The sequence below is a fragment of the Streptomyces sp. NPDC104831 genome, assembly GCF_055583025.1.
This window is the reverse complement of record NZ_JBVJOT010000027.1, coordinates 60867-78615: the sequence shown is the minus strand read 5'-3', so window position 1 is coordinate 78615 and position 17749 is coordinate 60867. Positions and strand designations below refer to the sequence as shown.

Sequence of the window (17749 nt, the reverse complement as noted above, 5' to 3'; positions counted from 1 at the left end):
GCGGCCGGTCGGATATATTGGGCGACCGGACCGGACTCCACGGCACCGCTCGAACGGAGGTGGGCATGCCGGCGACGACGCGGAGGAAGCGGGTCACCAAGAGCCCCGACGACCGCAGGGACGACATCCTGCGCGCGGGGCAACGCGTGTTCGGCACGACGGGCTTCGAGCGCGCCACCATCTCCGAGCTCGCGGACGCGGCCGAGATCGGCAAGGGCACCTTCTACCTGTACTTCGAGTCCAAGGACCATCTGCTCGGCGCCCTGTGGGAGCGCCATGTCGACGCCATCGTCTCCACGACGCAGGAGATCCTGGACGAGAGCGACGGCTGGTGGCCGACCATCGACCGGGTGATGAGCGCCCTCGTCGGGCACGCCGTCGAGAACGCCGAACTGCACCGGATCGTCTACGGCTCGGCCAACGCCAAGGCGCTCGAGCTGTGCCGGCAGGCCGACCAACGGGTCATCGACCTGATGTGCGGGTTCGTCGAGCAGGGCACGGACGCCGGCGCGTTCCAGGCGGGCGACACCCGCGCGGCGTTCCGGATGGCCTACCACGCGGCCGACGGCCTGCTGGACGACCTCATCGGCCAGGGCGAGGAGCGCGCCGGCATCGAGGAGCACCGGGTGATCGCCATGGTCCTGGAGCTGGTGCACCGCGCGCTGGGTGATCATCTGTACCGGGCCGCATTCGCGCGCGGCTGAACTCCACGTTGCTCAGACGCCCGTTGGACGGCGGCCGGGCACTCGGGGTACCGACGGAGACCCGTCGCGGCCACGAGCCGCCGGCCGGTTCCCCGTTCGCCGCGCCCTGCGTGCCGGCGCTCGCCCGGTGTCCGGCGCAGACCCCCGGAACGGGCCGCCGTCTACAGCAGGCGGGCGAGTCGCACCGGGTGGCGACGGCAGAGGCGAGGAACGCGGCGGACGAGCCAGGCACCGGCCAGGCCGATGACGGCACCGGCCGCCACGTCGCTGGGGTAATGGGCGCCGCTCTGCACCCGTTCGACGGCCGTCATCACCGCGGGCACCGCGCACGCGGCGCCCGCGAGCGGCCACGAGGGGGTGACGGCGGCGGTGAAGGCGACCGCGGCGGCGGTGTGCCCGGAGGGGAAGGACGACGATGCGGGACGGTCGTCGACCTCGTCGTGGGGAATCCATTCCTTGGGGGGCCGGGGGCGGCCGGCCAGTTGCTTGCACAGACCGTTCGAGACCACCTGCGCCACCGCGAGCGCCGCGAGGCCCGCGGCCGCGGCCTTCCGGCCGCGCCACCCGCCGCGCCACGCCATCACCGCCGCCGCGCCGCACCACAGCTTGGTGCCCTCGGCCGTCTCCTCCACCGCCGACAGGGCTCTGCCCACCCCGGGCGGGATACGGGAGGCCGCCCGTGTCGTCCCCACCCGATCGACTTCACGCACTTTCGATAGCAGCGTCATGACCTGCGGGTGTCCCGTGGAACACCGTCCCACACCCAAGATCGCCCGGAGCGGCCGGGAGCCGTCGGGCACGCCGGTGACACCGACGGCCTGCGGAAGAGGGGCGGTGCTCCGCGGCACGTCCCCGCCCGGCCGCGGGGCGGCCCGGCCCCGGCCGTACGAAGATCGGCCGTTGGCCTAGCATGTCCGGGCAGCGCTGTCGCTGCGCGGCCGGATGGTGCCGGGCGGGTTCGGCCCGTCGGGCATCCTGGGGTGGGCCAGTGGGAAGGCGAGGGGAGCCGGGGTGGACGAGCGCACGCGGGGTTCGCGTGAGGTGGAGGCACCCGCCAGGGCTCCGCAGCTGCGGCTGGACGCGCTGCTGGACGACCTCCAGCAGCAGGTGGCACAGGTGCGGGCGGCACGGGACCGGGTCCACACGCTGCTCGACGCGGTGCTGGCGGTCGGCTCGGACCTGGACCTGGAAGTCGTGCTGCACCGGATCGTGGAGTCCGCGGTCGCCCTGGTCGACGCCGAGTACGGGGCGCTGGGCGTGCTGGGCGAGGACGGCACGATCAAACAGTTCGTCACGGTCGGCATGGACGAGGAGGCCATCGCCCGCATCGGATCCTATCCGCGCGGCGAGGGCATCCTGGGGCTGCTCATCCGGCATCCGGAGCCGCTGCGCCTGGCGAAGCTGTCCGACCACCCGGCGTCCGTCGGCTTCCCGCCCGGGCACCCCCCGATGACCGGTTTCCTCGGCGCTCCCGTCCGCGTGCGCGACCAGGTGTTCGGCAACCTGTACCTGACGAACAAGCAGAGCGGCGCGGAGTTCGACGGCGACGACGAGGCGGTGCTGCGCACCCTGGCCGCGGCCGCCGGTGTGGCGATCGACAACGCCCGGCTGTACGAGGTCGCCCACCGACGCCAGCGGTGGCTGGCCGCCAGCAACGAGCTGACCCGCAGTCTCCTGTCCGGCGCGGAACCCGCCACGGTGCTGGAGTCCTTCGCCGGCACGGTGCGGGAGATGACCGGCGCGGATCTGGTCACGTTGGCGGTGCCCGTCGGTGAGGGGGGTGAACTGGTGGTCGAGGCCGCCTCCGGGGCGCGGGCCGAAGAGGTCCGCGGGCTGGCGCTGCCCGCCGCCTCGCTGGCCACGAAGGTCTACGCGTCCGGGGACACCGTCGTCAGCGACGCCCTGAGCGCCGATCCGCGCGCCGAGGGCGGCAGCGCCTCGGTGGTGGAGCTGGGCCCGGCGTTCCTCCTCCCGCTGGGCACCCGGGAACACGTCCGCGGGGTGCTGCAGGTGGCGAACGTGCCGGGCGGGCCCCTCTTCACGGAAGCCGTGATCGACATGGTCACCGGGTTCGGCGACCAGGCAGCGCTGGCCCTGGACGTCGCCGAGCACCGGCGGGACACGGAACGCATGGTCGTGCTCGACGACCGCGACCGGATCGCCCGGGACCTGCACGACCTGGTCATCCAGCGGCTGTTCGCGGGCGCGCTGTCCCTGCAGTCCACGCTGGGGCGGGTCTCGGACCGGCCGCAGGTGAGCGAACGCGTCCAGCGCGTCGTGGACGACCTGGACGACACCATAAAGATCATCCGCTCCACCATCTACGGCCTGCGCGAGCACGACCGGTCCCGTCGCGGCAGCGGGCTGCGCGCCCAGCTTGTGGCGGCCACCGAACGCGCCACGGAGTCCCTCGGGTTCGCCCCCGCGCTGCGCATGACCGGGCTGCTGGACACGGCGGTGCCGGCCGACCGGGCCGAGCACCTGCTGGCCGTGCTCGGTGAAGCCCTGTCCAACACCGCGCGGCACGCGCACGCCGGCGCCGTCGACGTCAGCGTGGAGGTCACCGACACCGCGCTGCGGCTCCGGGTGGCCGACGACGGCCGCGGCATCGGCCCGGCGGTCACCCGCCGCAGCGGCCTGGCCAACCTCCGCAAGCGCGCGGAACAGCTGGGCGGCACGTTCAGCGTGCGCGCACGTCAGCCGAGCGGCACCGCCGTCGAATGGGCCGTACCGCTCTGCGCGACGGACTGACGCCCGCGGCCGGTGACCCGGCGGACGGACGAGCCGGCGGACAGGTGAACCGGCGAAGCGGTGGGCAAGGGCCGTCCGGCCCTAACGGTGTCCCGGTCGTGGGAGGCAGGATGGACCGGTGTTCCACGACGACGGTTCTCGCGTGCTCGGCCGGCAGGAGTGCCTGCGCCTGTTGGCGAAGGCACCGGTCGGTCGTGTCGTGTACACCAGGCGGGCGCTGCCCGCGGTGCTCCCGGTCAACTTCTCCCTGGACGCGGACGACTCCGTCCTGCTGCGGACGTCGGCGGGCTCGGAACTCGTCCGCGCCATCGACGGGGTCGTGGTGGCCTTCGAGGCGGACGACTTCGAGGCCGCGACCCGCTCCGGCTGGAGCGTGGTGGTCACCGGCCGGGCGACGGTGGTGACCGACCCCGGCGAGCACGAACGGCTGTCGCGGACCGGCCCGCGCTCCTGGGTGGTGACGGGCGACGGGGTCTTCGTCCGCATCGAGGCGGAGCTGGTCACCGGCCGTGAGATCAGGGGCACGCGCGGCACGGCGTGACGGGGTTCCGGCGGCCGGGCACGCTGCCGCCCGCCCGGGCCGGCTCGTACGCCGCCCACCCGGATCCTCCGCGTCCGACGGGTACGCGGCGCCGGCGCGTGTCCGGCCGCCCGGGAGTCGGGGCGGACGCGACGGGCGGCCGGACGGTGACCGGCCCGGCCCGTGCGAGGCACCCGCGCGGGGGACGGCCACGGAAACGGCCACGCGGGCGCGTGGAGCGGTCGTACACGGATGTCTCCGGACCGGTCGGCACCAGCATCCGCCCTCGCGTGGCTCCGGCGCGGCGGCCGATGCGCCCGTCGAAAGGGGCCGAAGGTCCCCGGTTCCGCCGGAGGCCGGGAAGCCGGGCCGGGGGCCACGGCCGGCGGCGGTCTCCTGCCCCGCGTGCGGCACGACGGCCGACGGGCGGCCTGCGAGCGGCCCTGGCCCCGTCGGCCGGTCCGGTCGTGGACCGCTGGAGACGCGTCCATGCGCGCTCCCCTTGCGCCGGTCCCGAGGACGCCGAAGTGACGGCAACCGCCCGGGAGTACGCCGTTCCTGCCGCGGCCCATGGACACGGGAAGACGTGGCCGGACAGCCGGACCCGACGGTCCGTGGCCCCTCCCGGGCGGTCACGGACAGCATCACCGGTGCGGGGCGGTCGGCGCTTGGGCCGTACGGTCCCCGAAGACCGCCCGCGAGTCCCGGACCAGGACTGCCGAAAGGGCCGAACGGCCCGCGCCCTCCTGCCTCCCGCCCGCGTGAGTGCCGGCGGGTACGCGCCCGCGCGTCCGGCGCCGGTCACGGACGGAGCGGGCCGCTCGCGCGCCGCCGTCCGGCCCGCCGTCCCGCTGCCGGTGAGCCGGCCGCGCGGCGGGCGCCCGCCTCGGCGCGCCGGCGTCGGCGGCTCCGCGCACAGACGAGCGCGGCGGCCAGCGACAGCGCCACGACGGCGGAGGGCCACAGGGCGACCGCCGCCCGGCGGCCGGCGGGTGCGGGTCCGGCGGCCGCCGCGAGGACCGCGACGGCCAGTGCGGCGGCCAACCCGGAGCCGATCAGGGCGGCGACGACCCTGTGCCCACGCTCACGTGCGGGGCGGGGCGGGGACTGGGCGGGGCTCAGCCGTGCCCAGTGGCCTGCCGCCTCCTCGGTCTCGCGCCGGCGCCACGCGTGCGCGCGCACGCACAGTCCCACCGTCAGGGTGGCGCCCGCCGCGGCGGCCGCGCCGGGTGTCCACCAGGTCTCGGCGACCAGCAGCAGGACCGCGACGGCCCCGGCCGTCCCCCAGCCGGTGAGGCAGGCCGCCGCGGCCCGGCGGTGGGAGACGGGACGGTCGGCTCCGGCGCGCAGGTCGGCGAGGGCCGGGAGGTACCAGACGCCACCCGCGACGGTCAGCGCCCCGGCACCGAGGGCGAACACGGCTTGGGCCATGTCTACTTCCCCGCCCCTTCGAGGGCGGCGACCTCCGGGTGGTGCAGGTCGAACGCCGGGGACTCGCTGCGGATGCGCGGCAGGGAACGGAAGTTGTGGCGGGGCGGCGGGCAGGAGGTGGCCCACTCCAGGGAACGGCCGTAGCCCCACGGGTCGTCGGCCTCGACCGGCTTGCCGTACCTGGCCGTCTTCCAGACGTTGTAGAAGAACGGCAGGATCGACAGGCCGAGCAGGAACGAGCCGATCGTGGACAGGGAGTTGAGGGCGGTGAAGCCGTCGGTGGACAGGTAGTCGGCGTAGCGGCGGGGCATGCCCTCCGCGCCGAGCCAGTGCTGCACCAGGAAGGTGGTGTGGAAGCCGGCCGTGAGGGTCCAGAAGGTGATCTTTCCGAGGCGTTCGTCGAGCATCCTGCCGGTGAACTTGGGCCACCAGAAGTGGAACCCGGCGAACATCGCGTACACGACCGTGCCGAAGACCGTGTAGTGGAAGTGGGCGACGACGAAGTAGGAGTCGGAGAGGTGGAAGTCCATCGGCGGCGACGCCAGGATGACCCCGGTCAGGCCGCCGAACAGGAACGTGACGAGGAAGCCGACCGTCCACAGCATCGGTGTCTCGAAGGAGAGGCTGCCCTTCCACATGGTGCCGATCCAGTTGAAGAACTTCACCCCGGTGGGTACGGCGATCAGGAAGGTCATGAAGGAGAAGAACGGCAGCAACACCCCGCCGGTGACGTACATGTGGTGGGCCCACACCGTGACCGACAGCCCGGCGATCGCGATCGTCGCGCCGATCAGGCCCGTGTAACCGAACATCGGTTTCCGGCTGAAGACGGGTATCACCTCCGAGACGATGCCGAAGAACGGCAGCGCCAGGATGTAGACCTCGGGATGGCCGAAGAACCAGAACAGGTGCTGCCACAGCAGCGCGCCGCCGTTGGCCGCGTCGAAGACGTGGCTGCCGAACTTGCGGTCCATCTCCAGCGCGAACAGGGCGGCGGCGAGCACCGGGAAGACGATCAGCACCAGGACGGCGGTCAGCAGCACGTTCCAGGTGAAGATCGGCATGCGGAACATGGTCAGGCCGGGCGCGCGCATGCAGATGATCGTGGTGATGAAGTTGACCGCGCCGAGGATCGAGCCGAAGCCGGACAGGGCCACGCCCATGATCCACAGGTCGGCGCCGAGACCCGGCGAGTGGACGGCGTCCGACAGCGGGGCGTAGAGGAACCAGCCGAAGTCGGCGGCACCGCCCGGGGTGAGGAAGCCGAACGCCGCGATCGCCGAGCCGAACAGGAAGAGCCAGTAGGCCAGCATGTTCAGCCGGGGGAAGGCGACATCCGGCGCACCGATCTGCAGCGGCATGATCCAGTTGGCGAAGCCGGTGAACAGCGGCATGGCGAACATCAGCAGCATGATCGAGCCGTGCATGGTGAACGCCTGGTTGAACTGCTCGTTCGACATCAGCTGCAAGCCCGGCCTGGCCAGCTCCGCGCGCATCAGCAGGGCCATCACTCCGCCGACGAGGAAGAACGCGAACGCGGTGACCAGGTAGAGCGTCCCGATCTTCTTGTGGTCGGTGGTCGTCAGCCACTCGGCCCACGACGGCCGTCCGCTCGCCGCCTGTTCCCGCGGCCGGGCCGTTTCCACGGCGGCGCGGTCCTCCGCCGTGTCGTCCCTCGGGTTCGCGGTGTCCGCCGCCTGCTGTCGTCGTGTCTCGTCCACCGGACGGTGTCCTTCCCCTCTGCCATGGAGACGTTCTGCCATGGGCGACGGCGGGCCGGGAAGCGTCGCGGATGCGGGTGAAACCGGGTCCTCCCGGCCGCCGCATCATGATCGTCCGAGGGGTGCGGGGCGCGGATAGGGCCGAACAGTCCCCGTCCGGCGGGCCGGAGGGGGCCGACGGCCCCCTCCCGAAGAGGCGGCACGGCGGGCATGCCGGCGGGGCCACCGGCATCCGTGCGGTACGGGGCGCGTTCGAGGCCGGTCGCCGTCAGGCGGTGGACAGGGGGCCGAACGCACCGCTGCCGCGCCGCACCCGGAGGACGGCCGCCCCTCCCCCGCGCCGACGGTTCCGCGGGCTCAGCGGCCTTCCCGCCTCCGCCGGTCCTGGAGCTGGGTGGCCATGACCGCGGCCTGCACGCGGCGTTCCACGCCGAGCTTGGCGAGCAGGCGGGAGATGTGGTTCTTCACCGTCTTCTCGGCGAGGTACAGCCGCAGGCCGATCTGGCGGTTGGTGAGGCCCTCGCCGACGAGGGCGAGGATCTCCCGCTCCCGGTCGGTCAGGCCGGGCAGGGCGTCCGGCTGCTCCTCCTCCTGCCGCGCCCCGTCCCGCAGCCGCGCCATCAGCCGCGTGGTGGCGCTCGGATCCAGCAGGGACTGGCCGCGGGCCACGGTGCGTACCGCGGATGTCAGGTCCGAGCCCCGGATCTGCTTCAGGACGTACCCGGACGCCCCCGCCATGATCGAGTCCAGCAGGGCTTCCTCGTCGTCGAAGGAGGTCAGCATCAGGCAGGCCAGCTCGGGCATGCGGGACCGCAGTTCCCGGCACACGGTCACACCGTCGCCGTCGGGCAGCCGGACGTCCAGGACCGCCACCGCCGGCCGCAGCGCGGGGACCCGGACGAGGGCCTGCTCCACCGTGCCGGCCTCCCCGACCACGTCGATGTCCGGCTCGTCGTTCAGCAGGTCGCGCACTCCGCGCCGTACCACCTCGTGGTCGTCCAGGAGGAAGACCCGGACCGTGCCGTCGGGGCCCTGCCGCTCGCTGTCCGCCATCACTTGCTCCCTGCTTCCGCGTTCCACGTGGTCGTCCGCTCTGGACCGTACTGCCTTCCCTGCGGCATCCTTCGCGGACCGGGGCCGAACGGCCAGGGCCGGACGGCCCTTTTTCGCGGATCGCCCTGGTGAGGCCCATGGGCGCCCGGCGGTTCCGGGCGGTCGGGGAGCCGGCCGGGCCGATGGCGGTGCCGGCCGGTGAGCGGTGTTCGCGGCGGCCGACCGCGACGGAGGACGCGTGGCGCTGGGCGTCGGCCCGGTGGGAGGCCCGCCGCGGTGCCGGCCGGCCTTCAGCCCGGGGCCGGCCGGTGCCCGGTCCCCGCGGTCGGTACGGGTGTCCGGGCGGAGAGGCGCACGCCGTACATCGTGCGGCCGCCGACGAGTTCGCGCCCGCTGACCAGCTCCGGATCGATGCGCATCAGGACCTCTTCCGGCGAGGGCACCCAGGGGCGCGGGCCGATCCGTTCCAGGCGTTCCCGTTCGGCCGTGCCGGTCACCACGGCGGCCCGGCCGGTGACGACGACGCTCCAGCCGGAGTGCGCGGCCGCGTCCACCTCGTCCGCCTCGAAGGCGACGACCGCGCCGTCGACCGCGCGGGCCAGGGCGGAGCCGGCGGCGGCGCGCAGGAGGACCGCTCCGTCGCCGTCCAGCGCGAAGTTCACCGGGAACACCGCGGGCAGGGCCTGGCGCGTGTAGACCACGCGGCCCACGGGCACCGTGGCCAGCAGCACCAGACACTCCTGGCGGCCCAGTTCGCGGAAACCGTCGTTCGGGTACATGAGTCAGCCCGTCTTTCACCTGATGGAGGGGTCACGCTCCATGCTGGGCGCGGCCACGGCCGTGCGTGAGGGGCCACCGGTCCCGGCTTCCGGGGACACAGGCCGAGGGGGCGTCGCGGCGAACGGGGGCCGATCGGCCCTTCCGGCGCGTCCGGCGGCCCGGTTCTCCTGTGACCATGGCCGACATCTCCATCGGGTCCGCGCCCCGTCACACCGAACGCGCCCTCGGCGGGACCACCGTCGTCCGGCTGTACGGCGACATCGACTTCTCCACGCCACCGCCCCTGGCGGAGCGCCTCGACGAGCTGACCGCCGTCGGCCGGCCCCGCCTCGTGGTGGACCTGCGCGGCGTGTCCTTCATCGACTGCGCCGGGCTGGGGTTGCTGTGCCGGGCGCGGAGCCGGATCGCCGAACGGCACGGCAGGCTCCTGCTGGTCTCGGACGGCGGACTGTGCCTGCGGGTGCTGCGGACGGCCGGATTGGACGGCGAGTTCGAGATCCACGACCGGGTGTCCGAGGCCCTCGCGGCCCTCGCCGGTTCCCCGTGCGGCTGACGTGGACGGAGCGGTTGCAGCCGGCGACGTCACACCGCGCGCCCGCGCGGGGAGCGTGCCGGACCGGCGCGGTGCGGCACGCTCCTCGGTTCAGCGGTGCTCCGGGCGGGTGACCGCGATGGTGAGGCCCATGGCGGCCAGTCCGAGCGCCATGGTGAGGACGCCGGTGAGGACGTTGTTCCAGATGACGCCGGCCCGTGCGCCGTGCGTGGGGGTGACGATCCACGGGGAGATCAGGAGCCAGATGCCGAGCGGCACCAGCGCCCAGGCCAGGCGGAACATCCGCTCGGGCACGAGGGCCAGGCCGAGACCGATCAGGGCGGTCGTGATGCCGATGATCAGGTTGTTCGCGGTGAGGTTGGGCTGACCGGAGAAGTGGACGACCCACGGTGAGATCGCGGTGTACACACCGGTCAGGAGGATCAGCCCTTCCAGGGCGATCGCCTTGCCGGTGGAGGCGGTGCGTTCGAGCCGATCCCTCATCTCCGCCATCTCGGGGTGTCCGGTCATGCCGGTGGAGTACTGCGGATACGACATGGGCGTCGTCCCCTCTCCAGCATTGGGCTTATGTGCTTTTTATCCGAATTCCCCCACTTGGGTGAGTGAAGCGGCTTCCATACCCCTCGTAGTGTGATTCACGTCACATTTACCTCTTTGGCCGGGCAACCGGACCTCCTCGGGCGAGCGGCGCGGCACCGGTGCCCGCGCGGCCGGTTTCGGGGTGCGGCGCGGCGGGGACCCGGTGGGGCACCCCCGCGGAAGGGAGGCGGGCCGGTCATGGAGGTGCCGCCCGTGCGCACCGGCGGCCCGGAGGGCCCGTCCGGGCATGCCGAAGGAACCAGCACCAGGAGGGCGCCGTGAAGCTGGCGGAATTTCTGGCCCAGGTCCGCGACCGGGGGGAGTACCGCAGCCAGGAGGAGGCCGAACACATCAGCACGTCGGTGCTGCGGGTGCTCGCCGAGCGGATCCCCCCGCAGGAGGCCGACGACCTGGCGGCGGAACTGCCCGCGCCGCTGGACGACGTCCTGCACGCCCACCCGGACCGGCCGGAGGCCCTCGGGTACGAGGAGTTCCTGCGACGGGTGGCCGAGCGGACCGGCGCCCGGCCCCGCACCGCGGAGTGGGACGCCAGCGCCGTCCTGTCCACCGTCGCAGACGTGGTGTCCGGCGGCGAGGTCGACCACCTGCTGTCCCGGCTGCCGCCCGGTTACGCGGACCTGTTCGGCCGGCCGGGCCTGCGCTGACGACGCTCACCCGGACGGGCGGCGCGCGGGGACGGGCGGGTTTCGTTCAGGACGGCGACTCGCGGGCCAGGACGTCCGTGAGCAGGGGGCCGCGGCCGGGCCGGGTGCCCGGGGTGAAGCGGAGCTCGGTGGCCGGGGCGGTGGGGGTGAAGTCGTACGTCCAGGCGCGCCAGTCGTCGGTGACGGTGACCGTGGCCCCCGGGTGTCCGGCGGCCTGGACACCGAACGTCCGTGCCGGGCTCGCGTCCTCGCCCCTTCCGAGGGTGTCGGCGCGGGCGCGGAAGGTGACGCGTACCGGGCGGCCGGGGGTGGTCGCGAGCCGGGTGGAGATGCCGAGGTGGCCGGGGGCGCTGACGAGGCCCACCGCGTTCGAGCCGTTGTCGAGGCCGGCGAGGTGCCCGGGGCAGACGTTCACCCCTCGGTTCGTCCAGCCCGGGAAGGAGGCGGGAGCGTCGCCCCGGGCCCGCTGCGCCGCCTCGGAGAGCCAGGGGGTCCGAAGGTGCGGGTTGTGGGTGAGGATCGGTCCGCCCTCCGGGGCGGGCAGCCGCGCGTGCAGGGCGTCCCGCCAGACGGCCGCCATCTTGGCGTAGCCCCGGTCGTCGGGGTGGACGAGGTCGGACAGGTCGTCGCCGCCGTGGGGCGAGGCGTGCAGGGCGGGGGCCATGTCGACGAAGAAGACCCTGCCGTGGCGCCCGAACTCCTCGGCCGTCGCGCGTACATGGCGGTTGTACGCGTCGATGTGCGCCTGCCACTCGGGCAGCCGCGAGGGGATGATCGAGGCGAGCAGGACGCCGGCGGACGGCGCCAGGCGCAGCAGGGTCTCCAGGAAGGTCCGCAGGTGCCCGGGGGCGTCGGTGTGCTCGGGGCCGTACATGTTGTTCGTGCCGATGTGGACCAGCAGCCAGTCCGGGCGGGCGGCCGGCAGCCACCGCGGCAGCAGCGGGGTGAGCTCCTGGATGCCGATGCCGCAGACGGCGGCGTAGTGGGGATCCCCCCGCGGTTGCCAGACGTTGACGTGCGGACCGACGAAGTCGACGTCGTGGCCGAGGTGGTGGAGGTGGTCCAGGAGTGCGTCGCGGTATCCGGCGGCCCCGGTGCTGTTCATGCCGGCCGTGATCGAGTCCCCCAGCGGCATGACCCGCACAGGCCGTGCGGGGCTGTCCCCGGCTCCCCCGCCGAGCCTCCCGTCCGCCGCCGCCCCGGGGGCGTTCCGTGCGGTGGTCCGCTGTGCCGTGGTGCGGGGTTGCATGACCTCTCCCAACGCGTGCCTGAGCCGTACCGGTCGCCGATGGCGCCGGGCACCGGGAGATGCCCGCTCGTGGCTCGGGTTCCCCGTCCGCCGGGGTTCCTCACCCAGGAGACGGACGTCCCGGCGCCGGTCCCCCGCCCCCGTGGGCGACCAGGGGGGCCGGGGCGGGTGCCCACAGCCGGCTACCGGGCGGCCGATGGCCGGCGACGCGTCCGCACGTTCCGTCAACCGGTCGTGCGGGCGGCCCCGTTCAGGGTGAACGCCGTGGGCGCGCTGGTGGCCGTCAGCCGGGTGCCGGTGAAGCCGACCGTGACCGATCCGCCCACGGGCACGCCCAGCCGAGGCTCCGCCTCCGCACCGGCTGACCCCGCGCCGGCGGCGAATCGCGGGCGTTCGGGTGCCACCTCCCGGGCGAGGGCGTCGTAGTCGCCCGGGCCGGCGAACCGGAAGGTGAAGCCGTCGAGGGTACGGGAGCCCTCCCGGGCCACGCCGTAGACCTCGGGGGCGTCGCACAGGTGCGGCACGCTCTTGAAGCACGGCCGGGGTGATGGAGGGCGTACTGCCCCGAGGCGTGCCATGGCGCCCCGAGCACGCCCGCCGAGTCGGGACCGGAGGCCCGCGCGGGTTCCCGACCGCGTGCTGAACGCCACGTCCTCGCAGGTCAGTTACAACCTTTGGGCACGGTCGGCCGTCCAACCGGAGTCCGGTGCCGATCATCGCGCCGGGCTTCACCTTTCCGATGTGGGAGATGTCATGAGTTCTGTCTCCGTCGGCCGTGTGCTGCGTCGCGGTGCATGTGCCGGAGCCGTGGGGGCGTTGCTGGTCGCCGGTCTCGGGAGCGGGGTCGCGTTCGCCGACGAACCGCAGAGCGACCAGCTCTGGATCCAGGCGCCGTCCGAGCAGTCGGTCACCGTCGGCCCGGACGGCGGCACCGCGGATTACCGGCCGCTGGATCTCGGCCTGTACCACGACAACGCCAACTTCACCGTGACCGACGGCCGGTTGACCGTCGACGTCTCGGGGCTGGCCGGGGTCGCCGAGGTGGCCTGGCCCGACAACTGCGCGCCGGACGAGGGCGGTACGGCCGCCGTGTGCGACACCGGCGAGGTGCCCACCGGTTACACCGCCCAGGTCCGGCTGAAGGTGCGGGCCGCCGCCGGTGCCGCCGTGGGGGCGCGGGGCACGATCGCGTACTCCGCCGAGGCCGCCGGCGGGCCCGACGGCAGGCTCGTCGCCCCGCGGGGCACGGAGACCTCCGTCACCGTCGGCTCCGGGCCCGACCTGGGAGTGACCGCCCCGCAGACCGCGCGCGACATCGCGCCGGGCTCCGCCCTCACCGTGCCGTTCTCCGTCACCAACACCGGCGACGAGACCGCCCACGGGTTCACCGTGAAGCTGTGGGCGACCTACGGCCTCGACGTCCTCACCCGTTATCCGCAGTGCGTCTACACCGGGCCGGACGACGACGTCGAGTACACGCCCATGACGTACGTGACGTGCTCCTTCGGCACCGAGGTGGCGCCCGGCGCCACGGTGGGGCTGCCGGAGCCGCTGCGGCTCGCCGTCACCGGTCACGCGCTGTACGAGCGGTTCGACTACGAGGTGCAGCCCGGCGGCGGCGCCACCGACCTCGACGGCTCGGACAACGGCCGGTCCTGGAGCATAAGCGCCCGCAACACCGCCGACTTCGCCGTGCACGGCACCGAGGTGAGCGGCGCGGCCGGTGACACCGTCACCGCGGCCTTCCGCTTCACCAACCGGGGCCCGGCCTGGGTCGGCAACGTCAGCTCCGGCGACCCGGTCGCCGTGCTGGACGTCTACCTCCCGGAGGGCACCACCGCCACGTCCGTACCGGACACCTGCGAGAGCGCGGGGGCGTCCGGCGGCCACTACGCCTGCACCCTGCCGATGTGGGCCAAGCCCGACCTGGACGTCAGCTTCCCGTTCCGGCTGCGCGTCGACCGCGTCGTCGCCGACGCCACGGGCCGTGTCGTCGCCCGGCCCGACTACGGCACGTCGTTCGCCTTCGACCCGGACCCCGGGAACAACTCGGCCGAGCTGATCCTCAACCCGTCCGCCTGACCCGAAGGGCGGGGCGGGCCCCCGGCCCGCCCCGCCTCCGCCTGTGTTCGCCCCGCGGACCTGCTACGCCTCGGCGCGGGTGAGTACGGCCCCGCCGAGTGGCGGTTCCGTGACCGGGGAGCCGGACGCGGCGACGGTGCGGACGCGGTCGAGCAGGGCCGCCGGGTCCGGGTGGGCCTGGAGGGCGTTGAGGAGCAGCCGCCACAGATCACGCAGGCGCTGTTCGATGTGCTCGCGGCCGTCGAGGGCGTCCGAGACGGTGTGCAGACCGAAGAAGGCGCAGACCACGCTGTGCGCGGCCGGCACCGGATCGACGCCGGCCGCCAGTTCGCCGTTCGCGCGTGCCTCGGTGAGCAGTTCGGCGACCACCTCGATCCACTCCACGAAGGGCGTGGGCAGCGGCGCCGCGATGGCCTTGCGCTCCATCCAGAGGCGGGACCCGGCCCGTACGACGACGTCGTCACGGAAGGCACGGGCGACGGTGAAGCTCAGCGCCACCAGTTTCTCCAGGGCCGGGCGGCCGGAGGACCGATGGTGTTCGATCATGCGCGGCCAGGAGGCGAAGTGCTCCTCGACCACGGCGAGCGCCAGTTTCTCCTTGCTGGCGTAATGGAAATAGATGGCGCCGCTGGTACGCCCCGAAAGTGCGCTGATATCACTGATACTGGTCCCGGCGTAACCCCGTTCATCGAACAATTGTGCCGCGGTTTCCAGCAGAGCCCGCCGTGTCAGATTCGCTCGCACGCGTCGCAACCTTTTCCGAGGTTCCCGTACCTCTCCTGCCGCTAGGCAATGTAGTACCCGACCCCGCCCGGACTGTCGAGCCGGTGTGCGGAATTCGCCGGACTGGGGTCTGCTGGGGGAATGGACGCTCGAATCCGTGGCACCGTCGAAGAGCCGCGGGCCCTGAGCTGGTCGCGCACGGTCCCCCGGGAACTGGTCCACCGGGCGTCCGTGGCGGAGGTACTGCTCACCGACGTACTACGCCTCGACGAAACGCGTTTCACGGCGGCCGCGTGCTGGTCGCGGTCGCATCCGACCTTTCCGGTCGACGGTCACGCCGTACACCATCCGCTGATGGTGGTGGAGACCTTACGGCAGCTGGGCATCTTCATCCCTTTGCGCTATTTCGGTGTTCCGGTGGACACCCGCATGCTCATCACCGACGTCTTCTTCACCACGCGACCCGGAGCACAGCCGCGGGCCCTTCACGGCGCCACCCAGATCACCTGCCGGGTGCGGGTCACCGGGCTGCGCACCGGTCCCGACGGTGCCACCGCCGGGCTGCGGCTGCACGCGGAGTACCTGGCGGGCGGCGCGCTGTTCGCCAGGGCCGGCGGCGGTGCCCGCTTCCTCTCCCCCGCACGGTACGCCGCCCTGCGCGGGCCGCTCGCCGGCACCTGCCAGCCCCCGGCGTCGGCGGGGCTGCCGCGGCCCGACCCGGCACGGCTCGGCGTGCCGCACGCCCGGGACGTCGTCATCGCCCTCGCCGGGCGGCACGGGCACGCCGGGCCCGGCGGCACCGCCGACGTGCTGGTGGACGCGGCCGACCCCTGGCACCCCTTCTTCTTCGACCACGCCACCGACCACGTCCCCGGCATGGTGCTGCTGGAGGCGGCACGCCAGGCCGCCGCGCTGGCGACCGGCGGAGCCCTGTCCCGGCCCACCGGTGCCCGGCTGACCGCGGCGCGCTTCACGGAGTTCGCCCCGCCCGCGCGGATCGTCTGCGTGCCGCACCGCCTCACCTGTGCCTTCCGGTTCGAGCAGGACGGGCACGACGGCCGGGGCGGCCGGTTTCCGGCTCTCGGCGTTCTGCACTACCACTCACCCTTGCGAGCGTAACTTGACGTAATGGCTTGACTGCCATACGTGACCAAACCTAGCGTAACGATCGTTATGTTCCCTGGTGGGACTAGCCCGTACGGGCGTCAACGGCCGTACGACCCACGCCCCGCCCGGAACCCTGCGCCGCCCCCGCGCACACGGTGACCCGTCGGCGCCGCTCGCCTCCCTGCGGTGAGAGGACGTCACGCCCCGGTCCGCGGTCTCGCGGCCCATCCGAACGGAAAGCACACAGATGACGCTTCATCGCATCCTTTCCTGGACACCGGCGGCCGTCGTCTTCGACTGCGACGGCACGCTGCTGGACACCGAACGACACTGGGAGACCGCTCGCGAGCGGGTCTTCAACGACGTGGGCCTCACTCCCGCCGCGGGCTTCGCGGAACGGGCCAAGGGCCTGCACTACACCGAGTGCGGGCAGCTCATGGCCGACGAGGGAGGCCGTCCCGACCTGGGCCCGGACCTCGCCGGCCGGCTGCTGCGGCACTTCCGCGACCTGGTCTGCGACCACCCGGTGATCATGCCGGGCGCCCGCGACCTGGTGCGGACGGCGGCGGCCTTCGCCCCCCTGGCCGTCGCCAGCAACTGCCCCCGTGACGTGGTGGAACCCGGTCTGCAGGAGGCCGGGCTGCTCCGTCACTTCCGCGCCGTGGTGGTGCCCGAGGGCACGATCCGGCCCAAGCCCGCCCCGGACGTCTATCTGACGGCAGCCCGGCGCTGCGGCGCCGATCCGGCCGACACGATGGCGGTCGAGGACACCCACTGCGGGGTCCTCGCCGCGGTCCGGGCCGGCCTGACGGTCCTCGGTGTCGGCCGCCGGCCCGGCGAGGAGACCACCGCCCTGACCGACCTATGGGTCGAGACGCTGGAGGACCCGCGGATCAGCCGCTGGGCCGCCGAGCGGGCGCCGCTGCGCACCACGCCGCCGAAGCCCGCGTCGGCACCCGCGCCGACCGGCTCCGGGCTGCGGCAGGCCACCGCGCCGTGAACGCCAGACCGCGGCCTTGCCAACACGGGCCGCCAGGAGGCCCGGGGACGACCTCCACGGCCTCGTGGACGCCGATCGCGGCCCCGCCCGGTCGAGTTGGCCGTCCCCCGTGCGAACGGGAGCCGGATCCGTCCCCGGGGGCGGACCGCCGCCCGGTCACTCCGGCCGCTCCGGCGCCGGCTCCGTCACGGACGGCGGCAGTTCGGTGAGCACACCGCCGGCCGAGGCGAGCAGCAGGCCGACGCCCACCGCACCCGGGTCCGGCACTCCCCTGCCCCGCTCGCCGACGTAACTGGCCCTGCCACGGCGCGCACGCAGTCGCGCCGTCAAGCGCACCCCCTCCCATGCGGCGCGCGACGCATGGGCGAGGGCCACCCGGCTGCCGATCCGCTCCGGACACACGCGCAGCGCCTCGCACGCCGGATACAGCGCGTCCACCAGGGTCTTGTCCCCCGGCCGTGCCTCGCCGACCCGCTGTACGGCGGCGAGTCCCCCGGCCAGACCGGCCCGCAGCGCGGCCACGTCCAGAACCGGGCCGGCCGCCGCCAGCGCCAGTTCCGTCAGCAGCAGCCCGAACAGCGGACCGCTGGTGCCGCCGACCCCGTCCAGGAAGACCGTCGCCACCGTCCGCAGTGGCTCACCGGCCCGCCCGGTGACCGCCGGTGACACCGCCGCCGCCCGGTCCAGGGCGCGCACGGAGGCGTCGAGTCCCGTCCGCAGATTCGTGCCGAAGTCGCCGTCGCCCACCCGCTGGTCGAGCGCGGTGAGCTGGGGTTCCGTGGCCCGGACGGAGGCGGCGAACCTCCGCATCCAGCCCGCGGTGAAGGCCGC

18 protein-coding genes are annotated in these 17749 nt (G+C 73.8%); 8 read left to right on the top strand and 10 right to left on the bottom strand.

The genetic code is table 11. The features are described from left to right. Window positions 1–65 precede the first annotated feature (65 nt). Window positions 66–704, top strand: coding sequence for a TetR/AcrR family transcriptional regulator (locus ACZ63H_RS19915; protein WP_469866732.1), 639 nt, complete (start codon window positions 66–68; stop codon window positions 702–704). Between the two features lie 161 nt (window positions 705–865). Here ACZ63H_RS19915 and ACZ63H_RS19910 read toward each other — a convergent pair whose 3' ends face one another. Beyond that, window positions 866–1432: a phosphatase PAP2 family protein gene (locus ACZ63H_RS19910; protein ID WP_469866730.1), complete on the bottom strand. Its 567-nt coding sequence runs from the start codon at window positions 1430–1432 to the stop codon at window positions 866–868. Window positions 1433–1715: 283 nt separating this feature from the next. Between ACZ63H_RS19910 and ACZ63H_RS19905 the strand changes: the two genes are divergently transcribed. Together ACZ63H_RS19905 and ACZ63H_RS19900 are read left to right on the top strand one after the other, a co-directional pair. After that, window positions 1716–3455, top strand: a complete 1740-nt coding sequence (locus tag ACZ63H_RS19905) for a GAF domain-containing sensor histidine kinase (RefSeq protein ID WP_469866728.1) — start codon at window positions 1716–1718, stop codon at window positions 3453–3455. 118 nt (window positions 3456–3573) lie between these two features. After that, window positions 3574–3996, top strand: coding sequence for a pyridoxamine 5'-phosphate oxidase family protein (locus tag ACZ63H_RS19900; protein WP_469866726.1), 423 nt, complete (start codon window positions 3574–3576; stop codon window positions 3994–3996). A 780-nt stretch (window positions 3997–4776) separates the two neighbouring features. Here the strand turns inward: ACZ63H_RS19900 and ACZ63H_RS19895 are convergent. The 4 genes from ACZ63H_RS19895 to ACZ63H_RS19880 all read right to left on the bottom strand — a co-directional run bounded on the left by ACZ63H_RS19895 (window position 4777) and on the right by ACZ63H_RS19880 (window position 8959). Further along, complete coding sequence (locus ACZ63H_RS19895) at window positions 4777–5406, bottom strand: hypothetical protein (RefSeq protein WP_469866724.1); 630 nt, start codon at window positions 5404–5406, stop codon at window positions 4777–4779. Window positions 5407–5408: 2 nt separating this feature from the next. After that, a complete protein-coding gene (ctaD, locus tag ACZ63H_RS19890; RefSeq protein ID WP_469866722.1) occupies window positions 5409–7169 on the bottom strand; it encodes an aa3-type cytochrome oxidase subunit I in 1761 nt (586 codons plus the stop codon). A gap of 315 nt (window positions 7170–7484) precedes the next feature. Next, complete coding sequence (locus ACZ63H_RS19885; protein WP_469866720.1) at window positions 7485–8180, bottom strand: response regulator; 696 nt, start codon at window positions 8178–8180, stop codon at window positions 7485–7487. A 290-nt stretch (window positions 8181–8470) separates the two neighbouring features. Further along, window positions 8471–8959 carry a pyridoxamine 5'-phosphate oxidase family protein gene (locus tag ACZ63H_RS19880; protein ID WP_469866718.1) on the bottom strand — a complete coding sequence of 163 codons (489 nt, stop codon included), beginning with the start codon at window positions 8957–8959 and terminating at the stop codon, window positions 8471–8473. Window positions 8960–9135: 176 nt separating this feature from the next. Between ACZ63H_RS19880 and ACZ63H_RS19875 the strand changes: the two genes are divergently transcribed. Continuing rightward, the gene (locus ACZ63H_RS19875) at window positions 9136–9513 is read left to right on the top strand and encodes an STAS domain-containing protein (RefSeq protein ID WP_469866716.1); all 378 of its coding nucleotides are present in this window, start codon (window positions 9136–9138) and stop codon (window positions 9511–9513) included. Window positions 9514–9603: 90 nt separating this feature from the next. Here the strand turns inward: ACZ63H_RS19875 and ACZ63H_RS19870 are convergent, their stop codons facing one another. Next, entirely contained in the window at window positions 9604–10050 is a 447-nt protein-coding gene (locus tag ACZ63H_RS19870) for an SPW repeat protein (RefSeq protein ID WP_469866714.1), read from the bottom strand. A 320-nt stretch (window positions 10051–10370) separates the two neighbouring features. Here ACZ63H_RS19870 and ACZ63H_RS19865 point away from each other — a divergent pair, with 320 nt between their 5' ends. Continuing rightward, window positions 10371–10757: a DUF2267 domain-containing protein gene (locus ACZ63H_RS19865; RefSeq protein ID WP_469866712.1), complete on the top strand. Its 387-nt coding sequence runs from the start codon at window positions 10371–10373 to the stop codon at window positions 10755–10757. A gap of 46 nt (window positions 10758–10803) precedes the next feature. On the opposite strand, the gene ACZ63H_RS19860 is transcribed toward ACZ63H_RS19865, so the two are convergent. Beyond that, window positions 10804–11892, bottom strand: coding sequence for a GDSL-type esterase/lipase family protein (locus ACZ63H_RS19860; protein ID WP_469866797.1), 1089 nt, complete (start codon window positions 11890–11892; stop codon window positions 10804–10806). Between the two features lie 338 nt (window positions 11893–12230). Beyond that, window positions 12231–12530 (bottom strand): hypothetical protein, encoded by a 300-nt coding sequence (locus tag ACZ63H_RS19855; protein WP_469866710.1) that lies wholly within the window; start codon window positions 12528–12530, stop codon window positions 12231–12233. 229 nt (window positions 12531–12759) lie between these two features. Between ACZ63H_RS19855 and ACZ63H_RS19850 the strand changes: the two genes are divergently transcribed. Beyond that, a complete protein-coding gene (locus ACZ63H_RS19850; RefSeq protein WP_469866708.1) occupies window positions 12760–14088 on the top strand; it encodes a COG1361 family protein in 1329 nt (442 codons plus the stop codon). Between the two features lie 63 nt (window positions 14089–14151). On the opposite strand, the gene ACZ63H_RS19845 is transcribed toward ACZ63H_RS19850, so the two are convergent. Then, a complete protein-coding gene (locus ACZ63H_RS19845; protein ID WP_469866706.1) occupies window positions 14152–14841 on the bottom strand; it encodes a ScbR family autoregulator-binding transcription factor in 690 nt (229 codons plus the stop codon). A gap of 111 nt (window positions 14842–14952) precedes the next feature. On the opposite strand from ACZ63H_RS19845, the gene ACZ63H_RS19840 reads away from it, so the two are divergent. After that, window positions 14953–15930: a ScbA/BarX family gamma-butyrolactone biosynthesis protein gene (locus ACZ63H_RS19840; protein WP_469866704.1), complete on the top strand. Its 978-nt coding sequence runs from the start codon at window positions 14953–14955 to the stop codon at window positions 15928–15930. 235 nt (window positions 15931–16165) lie between these two features. Further along, the gene (locus tag ACZ63H_RS19835; RefSeq protein ID WP_469866702.1) at window positions 16166–16918 is read left to right on the top strand and encodes an HAD family hydrolase; all 753 of its coding nucleotides are present in this window, start codon (window positions 16166–16168) and stop codon (window positions 16916–16918) included. Between the two features lie 156 nt (window positions 16919–17074). Here ACZ63H_RS19835 and ACZ63H_RS19830 read toward each other — a convergent pair whose 3' ends face one another. Continuing rightward, window positions 17075–17728 (bottom strand): DAK2 domain-containing protein, encoded by a 654-nt coding sequence (locus tag ACZ63H_RS19830; protein WP_469866795.1) that lies wholly within the window; start codon window positions 17726–17728, stop codon window positions 17075–17077. Between the last annotated feature and the right edge of the window lie 21 nt (window positions 17729–17749).

What these genes read in the sequence shown, in the direction of transcription:
- ACZ63H_RS19915 (WP_469866732.1), top strand. Translation starts at nt 66, where the DNA reads ATGCCGGCGACGACGCGGAGGAAGCGGGTCACCAAGAGCCCCGACGAC.
- ACZ63H_RS19910 (WP_469866730.1), bottom strand. Translation starts at nt 1,432, where the DNA reads ATGACGCTGCTATCGAAAGTGCGTGAAGTCGATCGGGTGGGGACGACA.
- ACZ63H_RS19895 (WP_469866724.1), bottom strand. Translation starts at nt 5,406, where the DNA reads ATGGCCCAAGCCGTGTTCGCCCTCGGTGCCGGGGCGCTGACCGTCGCG.
- ctaD (WP_469866722.1), bottom strand. Translation starts at nt 7,169, where the DNA reads ATGGCAGAACGTCTCCATGGCAGAGGGGAAGGACACCGTCCGGTGGAC.
- ACZ63H_RS19885 (WP_469866720.1), bottom strand. Translation starts at nt 8,180, where the DNA reads ATGGCGGACAGCGAGCGGCAGGGCCCCGACGGCACGGTCCGGGTCTTC.
- ACZ63H_RS19880 (WP_469866718.1), bottom strand. Translation starts at nt 8,959, where the DNA reads ATGTACCCGAACGACGGTTTCCGCGAACTGGGCCGCCAGGAGTGTCTG.
- ACZ63H_RS19875 (WP_469866716.1), top strand. Translation starts at nt 9,136, where the DNA reads ATGGCCGACATCTCCATCGGGTCCGCGCCCCGTCACACCGAACGCGCC.
- ACZ63H_RS19870 (WP_469866714.1), bottom strand. Translation starts at nt 10,050, where the DNA reads ATGTCGTATCCGCAGTACTCCACCGGCATGACCGGACACCCCGAGATG.
- ACZ63H_RS19860 (WP_469866797.1), bottom strand. Translation starts at nt 11,892, where the DNA reads ATGCCGCTGGGGGACTCGATCACGGCCGGCATGAACAGCACCGGGGCC.
- ACZ63H_RS19850 (WP_469866708.1), top strand. Translation starts at nt 12,760, where the DNA reads ATGAGTTCTGTCTCCGTCGGCCGTGTGCTGCGTCGCGGTGCATGTGCC.
- ACZ63H_RS19840 (WP_469866704.1), top strand. Translation starts at nt 14,953, where the DNA reads ATGGACGCTCGAATCCGTGGCACCGTCGAAGAGCCGCGGGCCCTGAGC.
- ACZ63H_RS19835 (WP_469866702.1), top strand. Translation starts at nt 16,166, where the DNA reads ATGACGCTTCATCGCATCCTTTCCTGGACACCGGCGGCCGTCGTCTTC.
- ACZ63H_RS19830 (WP_469866795.1), bottom strand. Translation starts at nt 17,728, where the DNA reads ATGCGGAGGTTCGCCGCCTCCGTCCGGGCCACGGAACCCCAGCTCACC.